Annotated in this window: 16 protein-coding genes; 2 read left to right on the forward strand and 14 right to left on the reverse strand. The window is 64.4% G+C overall.

What is annotated here, in order from left to right:
- Nucleotides 1–171: 171 nt before the first annotated feature.
- From N0B15_RS16445 to N0B15_RS16455, 3 genes are all read right to left on the reverse strand, one after another.
- Nucleotides 172–519: a four-helix bundle copper-binding protein gene (locus tag N0B15_RS16445; protein WP_263020798.1), complete on the reverse strand. Its 348-nt coding sequence runs from the start codon at nucleotides 517–519 to the stop codon at nucleotides 172–174.
- A gap of 54 nt (nucleotides 520–573) precedes the next feature.
- Nucleotides 574–1,032, reverse strand: coding sequence for an SHOCT domain-containing protein (locus N0B15_RS16450; protein ID WP_263020799.1), 459 nt, complete (start codon nucleotides 1,030–1,032; stop codon nucleotides 574–576).
- Between the two features lie 88 nt (nucleotides 1,033–1,120).
- Entirely contained in the window at nucleotides 1,121–2,287 is a 1,167-nt protein-coding gene (locus N0B15_RS16455; protein ID WP_263020800.1) for an ATP-binding response regulator, read from the reverse strand.
- Between the two features lie 212 nt (nucleotides 2,288–2,499).
- Here N0B15_RS16455 and N0B15_RS16460 point away from each other — a divergent pair, with 212 nt between their 5' ends.
- Nucleotides 2,500–3,318: a winged helix-turn-helix transcriptional regulator gene (locus tag N0B15_RS16460; RefSeq protein ID WP_263020801.1), complete on the forward strand. Its 819-nt coding sequence runs from the start codon at nucleotides 2,500–2,502 to the stop codon at nucleotides 3,316–3,318.
- 7 nt (nucleotides 3,319–3,325) lie between these two features.
- Here the strand turns inward: N0B15_RS16460 and N0B15_RS16465 are convergent, their stop codons facing one another.
- The 4 genes from N0B15_RS16465 to nadA all read right to left on the reverse strand — a co-directional run bounded on the left by N0B15_RS16465 (nucleotide 3,326) and on the right by nadA (nucleotide 8,719).
- A complete protein-coding gene (locus N0B15_RS16465) occupies nucleotides 3,326–5,104 on the reverse strand; it encodes a sensor histidine kinase (protein ID WP_263020802.1) in 1,779 nt (592 codons plus the stop codon).
- 111 nt (nucleotides 5,105–5,215) lie between these two features.
- Complete coding sequence (gene nadC / locus N0B15_RS16470; RefSeq protein WP_263020803.1) at nucleotides 5,216–6,031, reverse strand: carboxylating nicotinate-nucleotide diphosphorylase; 816 nt, start codon at nucleotides 6,029–6,031, stop codon at nucleotides 5,216–5,218.
- Nucleotides 6,028–7,584 carry an L-aspartate oxidase gene (locus N0B15_RS16475; protein WP_263020804.1) on the reverse strand — a complete coding sequence of 519 codons (1,557 nt, stop codon included), beginning with the start codon at nucleotides 7,582–7,584 and terminating at the stop codon, nucleotides 6,028–6,030. The genes nadC and N0B15_RS16475 overlap by 4 nt, the downstream gene beginning before the upstream one ends.
- 1 nt (nucleotide 7,585) lies before the next feature.
- Nucleotides 7,586–8,719 (reverse strand): quinolinate synthase NadA, encoded by a 1,134-nt coding sequence (gene nadA, locus N0B15_RS16480; protein WP_263020805.1) that lies wholly within the window; start codon nucleotides 8,717–8,719, stop codon nucleotides 7,586–7,588.
- Between the two features lie 183 nt (nucleotides 8,720–8,902).
- Between nadA and gfo6 the strand changes: the two genes are divergently transcribed.
- Complete coding sequence (gene gfo6, locus N0B15_RS16485) at nucleotides 8,903–9,973, forward strand: D-xylose 1-dehydrogenase Gfo6 (RefSeq protein WP_263020806.1); 1,071 nt, start codon at nucleotides 8,903–8,905, stop codon at nucleotides 9,971–9,973.
- 602 nt (nucleotides 9,974–10,575) lie between these two features.
- On the opposite strand, the gene N0B15_RS16490 is transcribed toward gfo6, so the two are convergent.
- The 7 genes from N0B15_RS16490 to N0B15_RS16520 form a co-directional block, all read right to left on the reverse strand.
- Nucleotides 10,576–12,789, reverse strand: a complete 2,214-nt coding sequence (locus tag N0B15_RS16490; RefSeq protein WP_263020807.1) for a glycoside hydrolase family 3 N-terminal domain-containing protein — start codon at nucleotides 12,787–12,789, stop codon at nucleotides 10,576–10,578.
- A gap of 147 nt (nucleotides 12,790–12,936) precedes the next feature.
- Nucleotides 12,937–14,037 (reverse strand): ABC transporter ATP-binding protein, encoded by a 1,101-nt coding sequence (locus N0B15_RS16495; protein WP_263020808.1) that lies wholly within the window; start codon nucleotides 14,035–14,037, stop codon nucleotides 12,937–12,939.
- Nucleotides 14,034–15,107, reverse strand: a complete 1,074-nt coding sequence (locus N0B15_RS16500) for an ABC transporter ATP-binding protein (protein WP_263020809.1) — start codon at nucleotides 15,105–15,107, stop codon at nucleotides 14,034–14,036. Before N0B15_RS16500 ends, N0B15_RS16495 begins: the two co-directional genes overlap by 4 nt.
- Entirely contained in the window at nucleotides 15,107–16,186 is a 1,080-nt protein-coding gene (locus tag N0B15_RS16505) for an ABC transporter permease (RefSeq protein ID WP_263020810.1), read from the reverse strand. The genes N0B15_RS16500 and N0B15_RS16505 overlap by 1 nt, the downstream gene beginning before the upstream one ends.
- A complete protein-coding gene (locus N0B15_RS16510; protein WP_317618616.1) occupies nucleotides 16,173–17,096 on the reverse strand; it encodes an ABC transporter permease in 924 nt (307 codons plus the stop codon). Before N0B15_RS16510 ends, N0B15_RS16505 begins: the two co-directional genes overlap by 14 nt.
- A gap of 113 nt (nucleotides 17,097–17,209) precedes the next feature.
- Complete coding sequence (locus tag N0B15_RS16515; RefSeq protein ID WP_263020812.1) at nucleotides 17,210–19,096, reverse strand: ABC transporter substrate-binding protein; 1,887 nt, start codon at nucleotides 19,094–19,096, stop codon at nucleotides 17,210–17,212.
- A 214-nt stretch (nucleotides 19,097–19,310) separates the two neighbouring features.
- A complete protein-coding gene (locus N0B15_RS16520) occupies nucleotides 19,311–20,216 on the reverse strand; it encodes a HEAT repeat domain-containing protein (RefSeq protein WP_263020813.1) in 906 nt (301 codons plus the stop codon).
- Nucleotides 20,217–20,244 lie beyond the last annotated feature (28 nt).

A 20,244-nucleotide genomic window follows, 5' to 3' on the forward strand; every position in this document is an offset into this window, starting at 1 on the left:
TGGTCGGTGTATTGACCAGTCCCACGTATTCGGGTGTGGAGGGCGCCACTCCGAGGAACTGACACATCCGCTGAGCCGCGACGGTCCCTCGGGTGCGCCGTCGTAGTCCGTACGTGTATTGTCTTTCCCAGCCTCGGCCAGTACCAGGACGGACGCCGGCGTCAGCGGTCTTCAGGCCGACGCCATCTCCCGGCAGGACTCGACGCACTTCGGGAGGACTTCGGCACACTCCTGGCAGTGGGCGTGGTCGTGGTTCGCACACTCGTCTGCACACTCCTCGCAGGCGTCGGCGCAGATGGCCGCGAGGTCGTCGCTGTAGGCCGAGTTCCGGGCCATAAAGCGGGCGTGCAGCGCCGTCAGATCCGCGACGTCCCGACAGAGGCGGATACAGCGCGCCATCTCCCCGCCTTCCTCCGCGCAGGCGTCCGCACACCACTCACAGACCTGGGCGGCCTCGAGACAGTTGTCGATACACTCCTGCATCTGGTCGTCGGCGTGTTGGAGCGATTGCAGCGCCATAACAGGCCAGACTGCGCTCACGAGCGCAATCAACCCGTGGCGTTCGTGTGCAAGTCAGCGCTCGAGGTCCGGTTCGCGCTCGTCGTCCACCCGCTCGTCTCGGTCGCCCTCGTCAGGTGTTCCCGCCTCGGCGCTCGCGTGTGGGCCGTCCGCTCGAGCGTCTCCCCGGCCGTTATCGAAGACCCCCTCGAGCGCGTCGTCGACGCCGAGTAGACGCTCGAGGCGGTGTTCGAACTCGGCGTCGTCGATCTCGCCGTCGGCGTAGCGGCGTTTGAGTTCCTCGAGCGGGTCGTCTTCGCGCTCGGCGGTCCCGTCGTTCTCGGCCAGCCACGCGGCGATCTCGTCGCCCCAGAACAGAAAGATCGGTGTCAGCAGGAACCAGCCGACGATCGCGATCGGCCCGGAGAGAAAGACGAGTCCGAGTTCCGTGACGAGACCGGCGAGCGCGAAGGTGACGAGACCGATCAACAACCAGAGTTCGCTCGCGATGAACCGCCGGGTGCGCTCGTCCATGTCACGTCGGTGCTAGCCGGCGGGGATACGTGGCTGTTTCGACTGCGCTGTGGGTGGGCCGGGACGATGGACGTCCGGACGGACGCAGTCACCGCTTCCCGACGCGCTCGAGTGTCACGGTGACGGCCGTCCCCTGCGGGTAGTTGTTCTCGATGTCGATGCGGCCGCCGATTTCCTCGAGCACCGTCGTCACGAGGTAGAGACCGACGCCCATGCCCGAGCGGCCGTCGAAGCGCCGCTCCGGATCGACGAGCAGCGCCTTCTGGCGGTCCGGAATGCCGACGCCGTCGTCGGTGACGGTGACCGACGCGCTCGCGTCGTCCGCTTCGACCGTCACCGTGATCGTGGGGCGGTCGTTGTCGTTGTGTCTGATCGCGTTCGAGAGCAGGTGTCTGAACACCGAGGCGAGCATCGGCGAGCCAGCGACCGAGAGCGCTTCCCCCGCTCCACCCTCGCGTTCACACTCGAGCGTCAGGTCGACGGTGTGTTCCGCCCGGAGGCGCGCCACCTCGGTCTCGAGGAGGTCGGTGAGGTCACAGGGCTCGACGGCGACACCTGCCCCTCCGTCAGGACCGGCCGTCACCGCCGGCGTACTCGAGTCGGCGGCGATGACGTCCATCACCTCCGCGGCGGTGTCGGTCAGGTCGACGACGTGCTGGGTCGCCTCGAGCAGCGCCTCGAGTGCGGTCTCCCCGTCGGCGTCGACCTGGGTCCGTAGCTGGTCGCCCCAGCCGACGATCATGCTCACGTCGTTTCGGATGTCCTGTCTGACGATCTGGTTCAACAGCGCCAGACGGTGGTTCCGGTCGACGAGTTCGCGCTGGTTGCGCTTGCGTTCGATGGCGTAGCGGAGCGTCCGGCGGAGCAACGCCGCGGTGATGGTCCCCTTGACGAGGTAGTCCTGTGCGCCGCGCTGGATGGCTTCGACGCCGACGTCGGTGTCGTTCTGTCCGGTGAGGACGACCACTGGAACCGCTGGCGTGGAGGCGACCATCGTCTCGACCGTCTCGAGACCGCTGCTGTCGGGTAACTGGAGGTCGAGTAAGATCACGTCGGGGGCGTGCGTCCGGACGTACTCGAGGGCGTCGCCCAGCCGGTCGACGTGATCGATCGAGGTGATCTCGAGGAGACCGTCACCGCCCTCACCACCGTCGTTCGTGGCAGACTCGTGTATCAGCCGAGAGACGTACCGTGCGTCGTCCGCGTTGTCTTCGACGATCAACAGGTCGATGTCCCGTTCCCCCGCGCCGCTCATGGTCCCACCTCGAACGACGGTGCGTACGGAGTGGCGACTCGGATTCGGGACGCGTCCCACCCCCCTCCGGTCCTCCGTGGCTGCATGACACGCCGTTTCGGTCCGAAGACACTATGCGTTTTGGTATGCAGGGTGACACGGCCGTCACCTTCTCGGACCGCCACTGTCGTTGGACCCCCTATAGCTATGTCACTCCCGCAGTAACCGCGTGCATGGTCACGAACGGGATCGACGTCCCATCCGACGACCAGATGGCACTCGACGTCCTGTCGTTGCTCTCGAAGAAGTGGCATCCCGTCGTCGTGGTCGTCCTCGCCCACGAGGGTCCGCTCGGCTTCAACGATCTTCTGGAATCGATCCCCGACATCTCCGGGAAGGTCCTCTCGGGGACGCTCGAGGCGCTCGGCGAGGCGGGCCTGATCGAACGGACGGTCGTGAGCGAGTCACCGCTTCGCGTCCGCTACGAACTCACGGAGGCGGGGTGGGACCTCGACCCGGTCTTCAGCGCCCTCACGATCTGGGGCGAACGCCACCTCGAGACGAGCACGCCGACGGTCCTCGTCGCCGACGCAGACCGGAGGATCACCGACATGTACGGGCAGTGGCTGACCGACCGCTACACCATCTCGCGTGCACACAACGGCGACGAACTCGCCGCAGCGGTCGGTGACGGCTCCGAGGTCGACGTCGTCCTCTTCGACGAGGGGCTGCCCGGCGTCGAGCCGGCCGAGACGCTCACCTCTCTCGCGAGCACCTGCCGAACGGTCGTCCTCGTCGGCGACCGCCCCGGCTTCGACCTCCTCGAGTTCGACTGTGACGACGTGCTTCGGAAACCGATCGTCCGCGAGACCGCCCTCGAGTCGGTCGAGGCACAGCTCTCCCGGCGGGGCGAACCCGACTCACAGCGCGAACACGCAGCGCTGTCGGCGAAGTGTTCGCTGCTCGAGAGTGCCTACCCCCGCGAGACGCTCGCGGCGAACGACGCCTACGTCGCCGCGTGTGAGCGCCTCGCCGCCCTCGAGGACGCGTAGACCGTCGTCACTCGAACGAACGCTGTCGGTCGGCGGGCAGCGTGACTCGGACGTCCGTGCCGACGCCCGGTGTCGACTCGATGGCGAGCGAGCCGCCGTGGTAGTCGACGATCTTCTCACACACCGCGAGTCCGACACCCGAACCGGGAGCGGCATCCGTCCGGTCGGCACGCACGAAGAGTTCGCGGGCGCGTTCGGCTTCACCCGGCGTCATCCCCACGCCGTCGTCGCGAACGGTGATCGTCCACTCGTCGCCGGTTCGGTCCGCGAAGACGTGAATCTCCGGCGACCCGTCGGTATACTTCAGCGCGTTCGACAGCAGGTTCTGAAACAGCCGTCGGAGCAGGTGTTCGACCCCCCACACCGTCGGAAGCGCGTCGACGGTGACCGTCGCCTCGCCCTCCTCGATGTCGAATCGCACCGTCTCGAGCACGCTCGAGACGACTCGATCACAGTCGACTGGCCCGAACTCGTCGTCGGTCGTCTCGATACGTGCGTACTCGAGGAGATCCGTGATCATGGTCTGCATCCGCGTACAGTTGCGCCGTGCCGTCTCGAGGAACTCGCGTTCGTCCGCCGTGAGCGTCGAGGCGCTCTCCTCGAGCAACGCCAGGTAGTTGTCGGTCGTCCGTAACGGCTCACGCAAGTCGTGGCTGGCGACGCTCGTGAACGCCTCCAGTTCGTCGTTCGACCGACGCAGCCGCTCGAGCGTCGCCTCGACTTCGGCTTCGAGTTCGCGCTCGACCGTCACGTCACGGACGACGATCGATCGGCCGAGCGCCTCCCCACGCCCGTCGAGAACGGGTGCAGAGACGACGGTGACGTGACGACGGCCACCGTCGCCGTCGACGACGGTTTCTGTCTCGAGCGTGCCATCGGTCGCCGGCCGGCCGGCCAGGCTGGCTGCCATCGGTGTGAGCACCCCGAACCTGCGCCCGACCACCTCGGTCGCCTCGAGACCGATGATGGTCGCTGCACGGCCGTTCAGGTCGACGATTCGGCCGTCTCGGTCGACCACCACGACGCCGTCTTCGAGGGTATCGACGACGAACTCACGGGCGATGGGTGTCAGGTCGAGCAGACGGTACTGAGCGATTGCGACGAGGTACGCCACGCCGATGAGCGGAAAACTGAACGGTGTGAGATCGAAGTTGACGATCGGTGAGAGTCCCGCGTGGTGGACCGTATTCGCGACCATCGAGAGCACGGCGCCGACCAGTAAGAGTCCTGCCTGGCGCTGGTACACTCGCGGTGACCAGAACAGCAGTTGAGCGAGGACGACGACCCCCGCGGTCATCAGCACGTAGCCGTAGGCGGCGTGTGCCCAGAACACGGGACCGAACACCTGTCTGAAGACGAGCAGCGACTCACTCGCGGCTTCGACGCCGAGCGACTCGCGGACGAGTCCGTGGTGCTCGTTCGTGTAGACCGCGCCGACGTAGGCCGCGGGCACCACCGCGAGTGCGGCGACCGCTCGCTTCGTCACCCAGTGACCCCGGCCGGTGAACTCGAGGGTGAAACAGAACCACGCGACGGGGACCGTCGCGACGCCGACGTGGACCAGGTTCGCCCAGAACAGCTTCGTCGACTCGTTCGCCCCCGCTAGCTGGAGACTGTAGGCTGTCGCCCACAGGGACATCGCGAGCATCAACACCGCGAACGCGGTGCCTCCGGGCGCGTCACGGTTTCGCCACGCGTACCAGGCGATCACTCCCGTGAGCGCCGCGGCCACCAGGAGCAACGGCACAAACGGCGTGTAGTACCACTGCCAGTCGAGTATCGACACCACGGGTTTGCTGTTCAACTGCGGGCGACTGCATTGACCGTTACGGCTCGAGACGCGCCTCGAGCGCCGTCTGTCGCCCCTCTTACACCTGCGGCCCGTTTCCGAGCCGACTCACTCGCCCGTTCGAAACGAGCAGTCGAGCGAGGTGGCCGAGTGGGTCAGACTCCCCATCGAGATCACGTCGACGCCCGTCGCCGCGTAGGCGGGTACCGACTCGAGCGTGATGCCGCCGCTGGTCTCGGCGAGCACGTGCGGATAGGTCTCGAGCGCGGCCACCGCGTCGCTCACCGCCTCAGGTGTCATGTTGTCGAGTAAGACGACGTCCGCGCCCGCCTCGGCCGCACGCGGGGCGTCGGCGACCGACTCGACCTCGACTTCGATCTTCGTCGCGAACGAGACGCGCTCGCGAAAGCGAGCGACCGCGCCCTCGAGTCCGAGTTCGGCGACGTGGTTGTCCTTCACCATCACCATGTGCGAGAGGTCGAGGCGGTGGGTGTCGCCGCCGCCGGCGACGACGGCGCGCTTCTCGAGACCGCGCAGGCCGGGCGTGGTCTTGCGCGTCGCGGCGATGCGAACGCTCTCGCTCTCGGAGCGCGCGGCGTCGACCGCCCGGCGGGTCGCCGTCGCGACTCCCGAGGCGTGGCCGACGAGGTTGACCGCGACGCGCTCGCCACGGAGCACCTCGCGTGCGGGTCCGGAGACGGCGAGAATCTCGTCGCCGAGGTCGACGCGCTCGCCGTCGTCGAGCCGTGACTCGAGGTCGACGCCGAGGTAGCCGAAGACGGCGCTCGCGGCCTCGAGTCCGGCGACGAGACCGGATTCTTTCGCGACGAGGCGGCCGACGGTCTCGCCGGGGACCTGGTTGGTCACGTCGTGGTGGCCGACGTCCTCGCGGAGCCAGCGCTCGACGTCCGCGTCGGTGATCATAGTGGATCGGCCGTCGCACCCGCCAGTTCTTCGTCGGACGCCTCGCTGACGACGTAGTGACAGCCCGCAGACTCGGGGTTCTCACTCGCCGCACGCGCGATCAGCAGTCCCGTGATCGTCGCGTAGCGAAGTTCGTAGAGGTCGCGTGAGGTCCGCGTCCGCGTGTAGGCGTCGAGTTCGCCCTTCAGCCGCCGGAGGACGGCCCCCGCGCGGGCGACCTCGTCGGGGTCGCGGACGAGCCCTAGATACTCGTCCATCGTCCGCTCGAGGCGAACCGCCTTCTCGGCGGCGAACCGCGCCGGGAGGGCGGGGTCGCTGTCGAGCAAGCGTGGCGCGTCGACGACCCTCGCCTCGGTCTCGCGGCTCGCGGCGTCTTCGCCCGCGCGAAGCCCCCAGACGAGACCCTCGAGCAGGCTCGTACTCGCCAGGCGGTTCGCGCCGTGGACGCCGGTCCTCGAACACTCGCCGACGGCGTAGAGGCGGTCGAGGCTCGTCCGTCCGCGGTCGTCGACCGCGATGCCGCCACAGAGGAAGTGCTCGCAGGGGGCGACCGGAATCTCCTCGCCCTCGATGCCGCGCTCGCGGCAGGTCTCGGCGAGGTCGGGGAACTCGGCTTCGAACGCGAGCGGGGAGACGTCGAGGACGACCTGTCCCGTCTCCGCCCGCTCGCGGGCGACGGCGCGTGCGACGACGTCTCGCGGGGCGAGTTCGGCGTCGGCGTGGTAATCTGGCATGAAGCGCTCGCCGTCGGCGTTACGCAACAGCGCACCCTCGCCGCGGAGCGCCTCCGAGAGCAAGAACGGCTCCTCGTCGTCGTAGGCCGTCGGGTGGAACTGGACGTACTCGAGGTCGGCGACGTCCGCGCCGGCGAGGGCGGCCATCGCGATACCGTCGCCGGTCGCCTCGGGCGGGTTCGTCGAACGGCTGTAGAGCGCGCCGACGCCGCCGGTCGCGAGAATCGTCGTCCCCGCGTAGATGGGGTGGCCCTCGGCCGACTCGTCGGAGAGCACGCCGTGGACGCGCCCCTCGTGGGTGAGCAACTCGAGTGCGGCGGTGTCCTGTCTGATCTCGACGCCGTCGGCCGAATCGAGGTGGTGTAAGAACGGCCGGAGGATGTGCGTTCCCGTCGAGGCGTCGACGTGGAGGATGCGTGGCTCCGAGTGGGCGGCCTCCCGTGCGTAGTCGAACGCCCCGCTCTCGGTCTTCGGATCCTCGTCGAAGCCGATCTCGAGGGTGTCGACGAGGACGTCCTCGACGGCGTCGTCGGCGTGGCTGACGAGCACGTCGACGGCGGCCGGATCGGCGGTGCCGTCGCTCGCCTCGAGAATGTCGCGTTTGAGCGCCTCGGGATCGCCGCGGGTCGTCGAGATGCCGCCTTGCGCCCAGTCGGTGCTCGCGCCGTCGGGTCTGCTCGCCTTCGTCAGGACGAGTACCTCCGCGCCGCCTCTGGCGGCTGCCAGCGCCGCACCACAGCCGGCGATGCCGCTGCCGACGACGAGTACGTCGACGGTTTCGGGTTCGCTCGCGTCGCCCGCGTCGGTCGTCGCCCCCATCTCAGACCTCCAGCATCCGTTCGAGGGCGACGGCGGCGAGTTCCTTCTCTTCGGGGGCGACCTGGATGACGTTGTGTTCGCGCCCTTCGACGAGTTCCTCGAGGACCCAGGTGAGGTAGTTGGGGTCGATCTGGCGCATGGCGTTGCAGTCCATGCAGGCGTCACCGCAGAGCGGCAGGACGTTCACCTCGGGGTGCCAGCGCTCGAGGTGACGGGTGAGGTGGATTTCGGTGCCGATCGCCCAGGTATCGCCGGGGTCGGCCTCCTCGATCGTCCGGCAGATTTCGGCCGTGCTGCCCGCCTCGTCGGCCGCTTCGACGACCTCGCGGCGGCACTCGGGGTGGACGATGACCTTGGCGTCGTCGTGTTCCGCGCGGACGGTCTCGATGTGTTCGACGCGGAAGCGCTCGTGGACCTGACAGTAGCCGTCCCAGAGGATGATGTCCGCCTCGGCGACCTCCTCGGCGTCTTTCCCCTCGGGGTCCCACGGGTCCCACTCGGCGAGGCTGTCTTCCATGCCGAGGCGGTAGGCGGTGTTCTCGCCGAGGTGTTTGTCGGGCAGGAACAGCACCTTGTCGCCGCGTTCGAACGCCCACTCGAAGGCGCGGTGGGCGTTCGAGGAGGTGCAGACGAGTCCGCCCTGACTCGCACAGAACGCCTTCAGATCGGCGTAGGAGTTCATGTACGTGATCGGAATGATGTTCGCGTCCGGCGCTGCCGCCGTGATCTCCGCCCACGCGGCGTCGACCTGGAGCGCCTCCGCCATCCCCGCCATCGGACACGAGGCCTCCATGCTCGGGAGGATCACCTGCTGGTCGTCGTCGGTGATGATGTCCGCCGACTCCGCCATGAACGTCACCCCACCGAAGATGACGTAGCTCGCGTCCGTCTCTGCAGCCTGCACCGAGAGCTGGTAGGAGTCGCCGATGTAATCGGCGTGTTCGACGATCTCCCGGCGCTGGTAGTTGTGCCCGAGAATCACGACGTCGTCGCCCAGTTCCTCGAGCGCGGTCTCGATGCGGACCGTTCGCTCGTCGGTCTCGAGGTTGTGGTACTGCGGCGGCAACTGCTCGAGGTTTCCGTACTTGAAGAGACTCAGATCAGTCTCGAGATCGGCCGTTTCCATTTTGACCATTCACGTCACCTGTTGGTACGCTCACCTCATACCCCGACATTGAAAACTATTTTCCTTCAAACTCGCCTATCGGAGGCGTTTCGTCGTTTATTGCCGGTTTCTGTCGGTACCAGCCACTAACACACGTGAGACACTCTCTCGCGTGTGAATTAGTGACTTTTATCGGGCGACCGTAGTGTCCACATGGCACTCGAGCGTTACTTCGTCGACTTCACCGAACGCGACTGGGAACGTGAGTCCGTCAGCGGGACGGTCAGGATGGCGGTCGTGGGCGTCGGGGGGTTCGCGCGCGAACGCGCGCTGCCCGCGATCGATGCCAGCGCCTATACCGACGCAACCGTCCTCGTCAGCGGCTCACCAGACTCGACTCGCGAGGTCGCAGACGAGTTCGGCGTCGAGCACGTCATCGGCTACGACGCGTTTCTCGACGGTGTGCTCACCGATACCTACGACGCGGTCTACGTCGCGACGCCGAACGCCTTCCACGGCCGCTACGCCACCGCAGCCGCCGACTACGGCAAACACGTCATCTGTGAGAAACCGCTCGAGACCACACCAGCGCGCGCCCGGGAAGTCGTCGACGCCTGTGCGGAGGCGGGTGTGACGCTGATGACGGCCTACCGCCTCCAGTGTGAGCCGACCGTCAGGCGGACCCGTGAACTCGTCCGTGACGGTGTTATCGGCGACGTCGTCCAGATTCACGGCGGCTTCTCGAACCCACTGCTCGCGAACACGACGCCCGACACTTGGCGTCTCGACGCCGATCTCGCCGGTGGCGGTGCGCTCGTCGACCTGGGCGTCTATCCACTGAACACCGTCCGGTTCGTCCTCGACACCGACCCGGTCTCCGTCTACGCGTCGACCACCTCGACCGACGACGCCTTCGCTGCCGTCGACCAGCACGTCGCGTTCCAACTCGAGTTTCCTGGCGGTGCGACGGCCTCGTGTACGGCGAGTTTCGACGCCCACGCCAACAGTCAGCTCCAGCTCATCGGCACCGAGGGATCGGTCTGGATCGCCTCACCGTTCGGCGGCGTCGTTCCCCACGAAATCGTCGTCGAGAGCGGTGATATGTGCATGGAGTACACCGGCAGGCCGACCGACGAAGTCAGAGAGGAGTTCGCTTACTTCGGCTACTGCGTCCTGACGGAGACGACACCCGAACCCGATGGCCACGACGGTCTCACCGATGCCGCCATCATCGACGCCGCCTACGACGCCGCCGGTTCGGACCGACGCGTCGAACTCGTGTGACGTGCCAGCACACAGCCCCGTCTCGAGTACTGATCACCAACCTATCACCTCACCGTACCTCTCCGACGAGCACACACCACTACTGGAGGGTGTGTACGTCCGTGCTGTTCCGGACCACTGTCCGGACCGGCTACAATATGTGGTATCAGGAACCGATACTCGACATCCATGTGTGTTTTTGGCTGCTTTCCTCGAAAGCCCTCGTTTCGATCAGCTGCTCTGCCATCCGCCCCTCCGCTCTAGTCTGAACAGGTGAATATATGTGAGAATTATGTCTTCGGATGCGAGTACCCGTTTCTGACGTTTTACGCGTTCTCCGTCACGAAAAGTACTGATATTCTCCCGGACGACAGTTACAATCGTACGTTTGTAATACGTGTGGTGGGCATTCACCAACGGCGATTGCTGTTTGTAAATGATTATAGATATGTATTATTTTCTATTACTGTCCCGGTGGCCGCGTCGCTGTCTTTCGGTTACGCTCTATATTTCCATTCACCTCTTCGTGATACATAATCAGTGTGTAACAATTGTTCACTCCAGCGGGAGACGCAGACTCGAACCCACCGCGAAAACCGACTCCGTCGGTCTATTCGCGCCTCTCAGTCACGGACGTCGAACGTGACGGACTCGTCTTCACACGTGAGTTCGAACGACCCCGGTTCGACGGTCTTTCGCCCGTCCGAGTCGGTCACACCGAGTGCCGCGTTCGGAATCTCGACTGTCGCCGTCGTCGTCTCTCCTGGCTCGAGGCTGACCTTCGTGAAGGCGACGTGTTCTCTGACGGGGCGAACCCGTGAACTCACTTCGTCGGTCAGGAAGAAGTCGAGCGCCCAGTCTCCTGCCCGCTCGCCGGCGTTCTCGACCGTAACCGTCGCCTCGAGTGACTGCGCGGGTCCGATGATCTCCGCCGAGACCGTCAGGTCACGGCACTCGAACTCGGTGTAGCTCTCGCCGTGACCGAAGGCGAACAGCGGGTCGTAGCTGTTCGGGTGCTCGTCGTCACCGATCGGCGTCGGGTGAGCGAAGTAGTTGAACCGTTGCGGTAAGTCGCCCTCAGAGCGCGGTACGCTGATCGGGAGCTTTCCGGACGGGTTGTACTCCCCGAACAAGACGTCTGCGATCGCCTCGCCGCCCTCGCTCCCCGGATAGTACGAGAAGAGAATCGACGGGACGTTCTCTGCGGCCCACTCGACCGCGAGCGGCCGGCCACCGATGACGACCAACACGACGGGCGTTCCGGTCTCGTGGACGGTCTCGAGCAGCTCCTGTTGCGCGTCCGAGAGCGTCAACTGCGAGCGCGTCGGGAACTCGCCGGTCTCGCCGACGAGCTGTTTCGGGCCGAACTCGTGGTAGTACCAGTTCTCACCGACGACGACGACCGCGGCGTCGGAGACCTCCGCAGCCTCTTCGACCGCCTCGAGGTCGAGTGTCTCGGTCATCGTCGCTCCCTCTTCGTAGTGGACGGTCGTCTCCTCGCCGACGGCAGCTTCGATACCGTCGAGCACCGTCGACCCCGCCCCGTCTTCGGGGTGCTGGACGCTCCAGCCACCGAACTGGTGGCGCATGGAGTCGGCGTTCGGTCCCGTCACGAGAATCGATCCGAGGTCGGACTCGAGCGGCAGCAGGTCGTCTTCGTTCTGTAACAGCGTCTGTGACTCGCGCGCGCTCTGGAGTGCCGCTTCACGGTGGGCCGGTGCGCCGACGACGTCGACGACTTCCTCGACGTCGACGAACGGATCCTCGAAGAGTCCGAGTCGCTCTTTCACCTCGAGAATGCGTGTCACTGCTTCGTCGACGCGTTCCTCCGAGATCTCGCCGTCTTCGACGAGCGAACGGAAGTGCTCGGCGTACTCCTCGCGACCGATCGAGACCTGGTCCAGTCCGGCGGTGATCGCCCGCTTGGCCGAGTCGCGCTGGTCGACCGTCACCCGGTGGTCCTCGTGGAGGTGGTCGATGCCACCCCAGTCGGAGAGCACCGCTCCCTCGAAGCCGAGACGCTCGCGGAGTAACTCCGTGAGATACCGGTGTGAGCCGTGTGCTGGCTCGCCGTCGATCGAGTTGTAACACGGCATCACGATCGAGGCTCCCGCGTCGATCGCCTCGACGAACGGCGGGAGGAAGAGCTGGTGGATCGTACTCGAGGAACGGTCGACGGCTGCCGCGTCCTCGCCCGCCTCTGGCTCGCCGTAGGCGGGGAAGTGCTTCGCCGTCGCGGCGACGGGGGGACTGTCTGCCCCCGACTCGAGACCGCGGATCGCGGCGGCGGCGAACTGTCCACACAGCAGCGGGCTCTCGCCATAGGTCTCGAACGTCCGTCCCCAGCGCGGGTCCCTGGCGACGTCACAGGTCGGGCCGTAGTTGAGGTTCGCGCCGGTCGCTCGCATCTCGGTGGCCGTGATCTCGCCCCCGGTTTCGGCGTACGATGCGTTTCTCGTCGCCGCCATTCCGAGACCGTGGGGAAACACCGCCGCCCCGTGGACGTAGGCGTGGCCGTGGACCGCGTCGACCGGCAACAACAGCGGAATGCCGTGTCGCGTCTCCTCGAGCGCCGTCCGCTGGAGCTCGTTCGAAATTTCGGTGACCTTCTTCGCATCGTGATACTTCGAGACGCCGATTCCGAACGCCGCGATCGTTCCCACGTGCGTGTCGACGACGAGTTCCTTTGCGTCTTCGACGCTGATGTCGTGGCCGCCCATAGAACCGATATACGCACCGACGAGTTGCCCGACTTTCTCCTCGAGCGTGAGGTCTGCAACGAGACTCGCCACTCGAGTCTCAGAAGTCCCCTCCTCGTGACTTTTTTGCACAGTCATCACACACCGTTTCGCCGGAGAGTACTTAAAATTGGAGACTTCCGGTGGGACCGTTCGATCGATCGTGAACGTCGAATCGCTCACTGGGAGCGTTCGATACGGTCCACACTCGAAGCGGGTGAAAAACGTAAAATTCGCTGAGACCGCTCAGTCGGACGTCGACGGCGCCGTGGCGGATGGCTCGTCTTCGTCGACGAGTTCTGGGCTGTTCCAGTACTCGTGGTCCGGTTCTTCGCGGAAACACGAGACGGTGTGGCCCTCCTCGACCGTGACGGGCTCGGGCGAGTTGACCCGGCAGGCCTCTCTCGCTTCCGGACAGCGCGTGTGGAAGCGACAGCCCGACGGTGGGTTCTTCGGGTCCGGGATGTCGATCTTTCGGACCGGCGGTTCGCCGCCGTCCTCGTCGATACGGAGGTTCGGCGTCGCCCAGCGAAGCACCTTCGTGTAGGGGTGTTTCGGGTTGTTGATGACCTCTTCTGCCGGACCGATCTCGACCAGTCGGCCGAGGTACATCACGCCGATGCGTCCGCCACCGTGGCTCGCGAAGTACCGCGCGTTCGAGAGGTCGTGGGAGACCGCGACGAACGAGGTGTTGAACTGGTCTTGCAACTCGAGCATGAGGTCCATCATCTCGACGCGCAGCGAGACGTCGAGTGCGGAGATCGCCTCGTCTGCGAGGATGACGTCGGGGTCCATCAACAGCGCACGCACGAGCGCGACGCGCTGTTTCTCGCCACCCGACAGCTGGTGTGGGTAGCGGCCCGCGTAGTCGTCCGGTGGCGACATGCCGACGCGCTCGAGCAGTGAGAGGACCTGGGCACGTCGGTCACTGGCGGTCATCTCCTTGTGCCAGCGCCGCAGCGGTGCCTCGAGAATCTTCATCACACGCCGGTTCGGGTTGAGCGAACTGCCAGGGTCCTGGTGGATGATCTGGAGCGACCGTCGAATGTCTCCGTACGGAATCTCGACGTTCCCCGTCTTGTCTTTCGCGTCCCAGATGTCCTGGCCGCGGTACTTGACGCTGCCGCCGGTCGGGCGCTGGAGACCGATCGAGGTCTTTCCGAGCGTCGTCTTTCCACAGCCCGACTCGCCGACGAGACAGACCACGTCGTTCTCTTCGATGTCGAGTGAGACGCCGTCGACTGCCTTGACGACCTCGGGGTCCTCGAAGAAGTCGAACATGCCCTTGCTCTGCTCGAAGTGGACTTCGACGTTCTCGAGTGAGATCAGTGGTTCGTCGTTGCTCATCGTTCGCCTCCCTGGTTGTCGATGTTGAATGGTATCGCGTCGGCCGCCTGGTCCCAGTGGAAACAGCCGACCTGGTGTTCGTCAGTGAACGTCGGGCGCCAGTCGGGGTCCTCGGCGACACACTCTTCGTCGGCGAGTGGACACCGTGGGTGGTACGAACAGCCGTCCGGCACGTTCACTGGGTCGGGTGCTGCACCCTCGATCGCTTTCATCTCCGACAGCGGTGCGTCGAGGTTCGGTGTGGAGTTCAACAGCGACCGCGTGTACGGATGTGCCGCATCACGAAGGATCTCCTCGGATGGGCCGATCTCGACGAGTTCGAACGCGTACATCACGGCGAGTCTGTCCGCCAGCTCCGCGATCAGCGGCAGGTCGTGTGTGATGAAGACGATCGATAGCTCGTACTTCTCTTTGAGCGTCTCTAACAGCGAGAGGATCGACCGCTGCATCAGCAAGTCGAGTGCGGCCGTCGGCTCGTCCATGACGAGGACGTTCGGCTCGAGCACGACCGAGAGCGCGATGAGCGCCCGCTGTTGCATCCCACCGCTGAGCTCGTGTGGGAACGACTCGAGAACGCGTTCGGGCTGGAGATAGAGGTCCGCGAGCAGTTCTCGCGCTCGCTCCATTCCCTCGCCGACGTCGTAGTCGTGGGCCTTCAGCGTCTCTTCGAAGTGGCCGCCGACTTTCATCGTCGGGTTGAACGAACTCATCGCTCCCTGGAAGACCATCGAGATCTCCTCCCAGCGAAGCTTCCTGAGTTCGTCCTTGCTCACGCTGAGCACGTCGATGGCGGTCTCGCTGTCGGGCCGATAGGTGATCGTCCCCTCGAGGATGCCCGGATCGACGACGGCGTCGAGCATCGCCGAGGCGAGCATCGACTTTCCGCTGCCGCTCTCGCCGACGACGCCGAGAATCTCGTTTCGCTCGATGTCGACCGAGACGTTATCGAGAACGCGCGAGACGCCACGATCCATCTCGAAGTAGACTTCGGCGTCTCTGATCTCGACGATCGGATCCGGCGTCGTGTACGACGCGGGCTTGCTTCTCTGTGTAGATTCTTGTGAGCTCATTATGTGATCGTACTCGTGACCTCCTCGTCTTTGTCTTCATTTTTCGTCTTCCCCGTTCCACGCTGCCTGACGCGTGGGTTGAACAGTCGGTCGGTACCCTGCGAGCACAGGATGAGTCCGAACGACAGCCCAACGATCGCGAACATCGGCATCAGGAGCTGATAGGTGTAATCGGGGTTGAACAGCGCGCCTTGCTGGTAGGCGAACTGCATCGCGACACCCCAGTTGTCGGCGTAGGAGCCGTGGGCGAGAATACCGAGGAAGTACAACCCGACACCGTTGAAGATCACCTGTCGTGAGGACATCACGAAGTTCACCATGATGTACGGCATCAGGTTCGGCAGGATGTCCTTCTGGATGATTCTCGGCGTCGAGATACCCATCGTTCGGGAGGCCTCGACGTAGGAGTGTTCACGGATCGTAAGCACCTGTGCGCGGATCGTTCGCGCAAGCCCTGCCCACCAGCCGATGACGAGCAGCGGGCCGACGACCCACGGGTTTCGTGGATCGATCATGACCGCTAACACGATGACCAGCGGCAGACCGGGAATCGTCATGACGATGTCGGAGATCGTCGTCAGGATCGAATCGGTGAGCCCACCTTTGTATCCCGACACGGTCCCGACGATGGTCGCGACGACGACGACGTAGACGCCGCCTGCGAACGTCATCTTCAACATCGCTGGCGTCGCGTGGACGATCATCCCGAAGATGTCGTGGCCGAGTCCGTCAGTGCCCAGCGGATACGCGAGACTCTGGAACGGTCCCTGGTCGTTGTACTCGAAACCGCCGAACTGATTCGCACTGGGCGTCTCGACGATTGTCACGCTCGAGAGGAACGCGAAGTTCGAACTCGAAACCCAGGCGATCAGCCCCATGAGCACGTATCCGAGGATGAGCAGGATGCCGACTTTCATTCGCCAGTCGCGCCAGGCCTCCCGCGCCGGGAGGTAGAACGCTTCGTACGCGAACTCGCGGTACTGCTGTGACGTGGTGACCTCTTCGGTCGCCTCGAACGAGAACAACTCGCTCGTGCCACCGTCGGTCGACTTCCCTGTCTCGTCGTTAGTAGGACTCATCTTTCCCTCCTTCACTGACTCGTGGATCGATCTTACCGTAGGTCAGGTCGGCGATCAAGACGGAGATCACGACGCTGACCGTGATGACCAGGAACGTCCCCATCATTACTGGGTAGTCCCGCCGATCTATTGAATCGAACATGTAGAATCCGATCCCACGGTACGAGAAGATTTCCTCTAAGATGATCGATGCACCGAACATGAATCCGATGATGATGAGGAAACTCGTCCACATCGGCAAGATCGCGTTCCGTCCTACGTATCGCAGTGCGATCCGCCGGTCGGAGAGTCCGCGCAGTCGTGCGACACGGATGTAATCCTGTCCGAGTACCTGGATACTGTTCCCCCGCATCCCGAGTGCGAACCCGCCCCAGGCCGTGATGATGAACGACGCAGCGGGCAAGGTGGCGTGGTAGAGCGCACTCGCCATGAACTCGAGTGAGAACCCGGGGGTGACATCTCGTGCATACCGTCCGCTCAGTGGGAAGACCGACCACTCCAGCGCCAGTACGTAGATCAGCGCGATCGCCGCGATGTAGTACGGGACTGAACTGAGGAAGATGGCGACGACACTGGACCCGACGTCGAAGGTCGACCCCTCCTTGTACGCCATGAGTGCCCCCAGACCGATGCCGAGGATGAACATTCCGAGAATGCTGATCGACATCACGAACGCCGTCCAGGGCAGTGACTGGATGATGATCTCGGCGACCGAGTCGCTGTAGAAGGTAGACTCCCCGAGGTCCCCACGAGCGAGACCAGACATGTAGCTGATGTACGCTTCGGTCAGCGTTTCGTCCGGATCGATGCTGAGCCGTTGCTCGACCATCGCGTTGATCTCGCGCCTGCTCATGGCCGGATTCTGGGTGGCGATTTCCTGGACCATCCGCTCTACCGGTCCGCCAGGCATCGCCCGTATCATCGCGAAAGTCAGGGTAGCCACTGCCCACACGGTAAACAGGGCCATTCCGATTCGCTTTATGAACCAGTTCATAAAATTTTCAAGTACTAGTTAGTCGAGTGCTACTCTCGTGCCGCGAGCAGCCCGCGCTTGGGGAGCCAGAAGAGCGGCCACTGGACCTGCAGGTAGTGCCACTCGTCGCCGCCGCGGCTTGGGTCCGGGTAGTCCCACCGCTCGTTGTTCAGGAACGACTGCTCGTACTTGTCCTGAATCGGGAGCATCGGGAGGTCCTGGTTGATGACCCACGCGAGCTCCTTGATGATCTCCGAAGCCTCGTCCGGGTCGTTCGCACTCGCGAGGTCGGCGAGTCGCTCCTCGAAGTTGACGGTTATCTCGCCGCTGCCGTCCATCGCTGGAACGGTTGCTTCCTCCGGGTAGTTGAAGAACGAGGCTTCCGAGTCGAGCTGGCGGTTGCGCAGCTGGTGTCGGATCGAGTAGTAGGGGTGGTTGAACTGCAGGGCACCCTCGTTCCACTCGAAGCCTGCAACTTCGAAGTCGCTGTCGCCCAGGTCCGACTCGAGCGTCCCGCGCTCGACACCGTTCAACTCGACGTTGATACCGAAGTTGTTGAGCTGTGAGGCGACGGTCTCGATTGCCGACACCCAGTCACTCCAGCCGGCGGGGTACTTGATCTCGAAGCTGAACTCGTCGCCGTCGGGGGTGAGCCACTGGTCGCCCGCGTCGGTGAGCGTGTAGCCGGAGTCTTCGAGTAAGTCGCTCGCTCGCGCACCGTCCTGAGCGTAGGACTCGTACATGTCGATGTCGTCGCCGAGGTAGTCCTCGACGGTCGCCGACGTGATACCCGCGGGCACGGCGGGAACGGCCTTCGACTCGGGGTCCGCGTTGTTCGCTGCGAGCTCCATGTCGCTGGCGAAGCTGATCGCCTGGCGGACGTTCCGGTCGTCGAACGGCTCGACGTCGTGGTTGAAGATGAGACCGACACCGAAGGTCCCGGGGAACCGGACTTCGTCGACGGTGTCCGGGAACCGCTGGACGACCGAGCTGGGGACGAACAGGCTCAGCAGGCCGTCGAACTCGTCGCCGAGCATCGACTGCTGGTAGGCCTCGTTGCTCGAGCGCTGGTACATGTGGTAGCCGTTGAAGTTGATGTAGTCAGCGTCGGGGTGGTCGTCGAAGGCGGGTGCGGCCATGTACTCGTTGGTCGACTCGTCGTCCGAGAAGTAGAACGGACCACAGGTGACCGGCTCGCGGTCGTCCCACCCGACGAGTTCGCCCATCACGTCGTCCTCGTCCTCGCCGTCCTCCTCGATTCGCTCGAGGTACTCGCCGTACACGTGGGCGGGCGAGTTGACGTTCTCCGTGAGAACGATCCACTCGGCGACCTCTTCGTTGACGGGTTCCTCGAGCGTGATGACCACGGTCGAGTCGCCGTCCGCTTCGACGTCAGATGCGAAGTCCCAGAGCTCTGCGTCCTGGTAGCGGCCCAGGCGCATTCCGACGGCGACGTCCTCTGCGGTGACGTCTTCGCCGTCGCTCCAGACGAGGTCGTCGCGGAACTCGAGGGTGATCTCCTCGTCGGTGATCTCCCACTCGGTCACGGCGTGTGGGATCCACTCGCCGAGCTCGAGGTTGTAGTTCGCGAACTCCTCCCAGACGGCGTTCTCCATCTGGCCGCCCTGTGCGGCGGGGTTGAACGGGTTGAACTGGACGTTCGTCGGGTCGTCCCAGTTTCCGGTCTCGAACCAGATGTCGACGTCGCCGTGGCTGTCTGCGACCTTCTCGTCGGGCTCGACCTGGCGGTCGTCCGGCGCGTCGCCGTTGCCACCGTTGCCGTTGCCACCGTTGCCGTTGCCGTTGCCACCTTCGTCGTCGTCGCCGTTTCCGCTACAGCCGGCCAGTGCGGCGGCTCCTGCGACTCCTGTTAGCGCTACGAACTTTCGTCGAGAGACTACGTCGTCGTATTTCTCATGCGATTGGCTATCAACCATACAAGTATTCTCTTCTAAGCCCATGGTATATAAATATTCCTTGATTCGAGAGCAACCTTCTCGAGCCACCGATCGTTCCCAATTTCAACGGGGACCTCGGTTGAAAACCCTTCCGTTAGCGTTCCACTACCACGTCTTCTTCTCGAGACGCTGTGATGTGTCGATCGGAGACGCTGTGAATCCCGCCCTCTCTGGGGTGTGGAGAATCGAGTACTTACGCGTTCGCTTCGAGCCAGTCTGCGGTCTCTGCGGCGAGTTCTCGGAGGTCCTCGTCGTGATCAGACTCCGCGACCGACCGGAGCGGTTCGATCGCCTCCGCTGCTTCCGCGTAGCCGAGCGCTCGGATCGCTCTCGCACGGACGAAGGTCGTGTCGTCTTCGAGGACGTCGATGAGTGGGTCGACGGCGTCGGTCACGGCGGCGGGGTCAGCTTCGGCGACGTAGCGGATGACTTCGACAGCACCACCGCGAGTGGGTGCCGTTCGCGCCGATAGCACGGGGAAGAACTTCGGCAGCCGGTCGGCGAACGCTTCGGGTTCGGCTTTCGCGATTTCGACCAGGACGTTCGCGACGATCTCGTTCGACGCGGCCGAACGCAGCATGTCTGGCTCTCGCCGTTCGCGAAGCTTCTGGTAGTGTTCTTTGAGCTCCGGGTCGTCCGGTGGTTCCGGCATCGTCGGCTCCGGTCCCTCGGCCAGCACGTCGACGAGCGAGTCGATGTGCTCGACGAACGCTTCCGGCGTCGACTCGAGCTGCATCGCGATGGCTCGCGCGGCGCGATACTGGTACATCGGTGTCGGATCGTCGAGGTTCGCTACGAGCTGTGGAATTGCGGGCTCGACGAGGTCGGGCCGATCGCTCGCGACGAGTGAGAGGACGAGCCCTGCGTGGCTCCGGGCGGGTCCGTACGATTCGTCGAGACAGTCGATCACGCGGTCGACTAACGGGGTGACGCGTTCTGGGTCGTCGAGTGCGAGCCCGGCGAGTACCTTCAACCCCGTGTTGCGAATCTCCTCCCACTCGTCGTCGAAGAGCTCCTCGATTTCATCGAGATCGATTTCGTCGGGATCCGACTGCGCCGTCTCGATGAGATGGTGAGGTACCTTCCTCGGCTGAACCATAGGTCCTATTCTAGAATGTTAGCGTTAA

This window comes from Natronobiforma cellulositropha, from assembly GCF_025629245.1.
Lineage (GTDB): Archaea > Halobacteriota > Halobacteria > Halobacteriales > Natrialbaceae > Natronobiforma > Natronobiforma cellulositropha.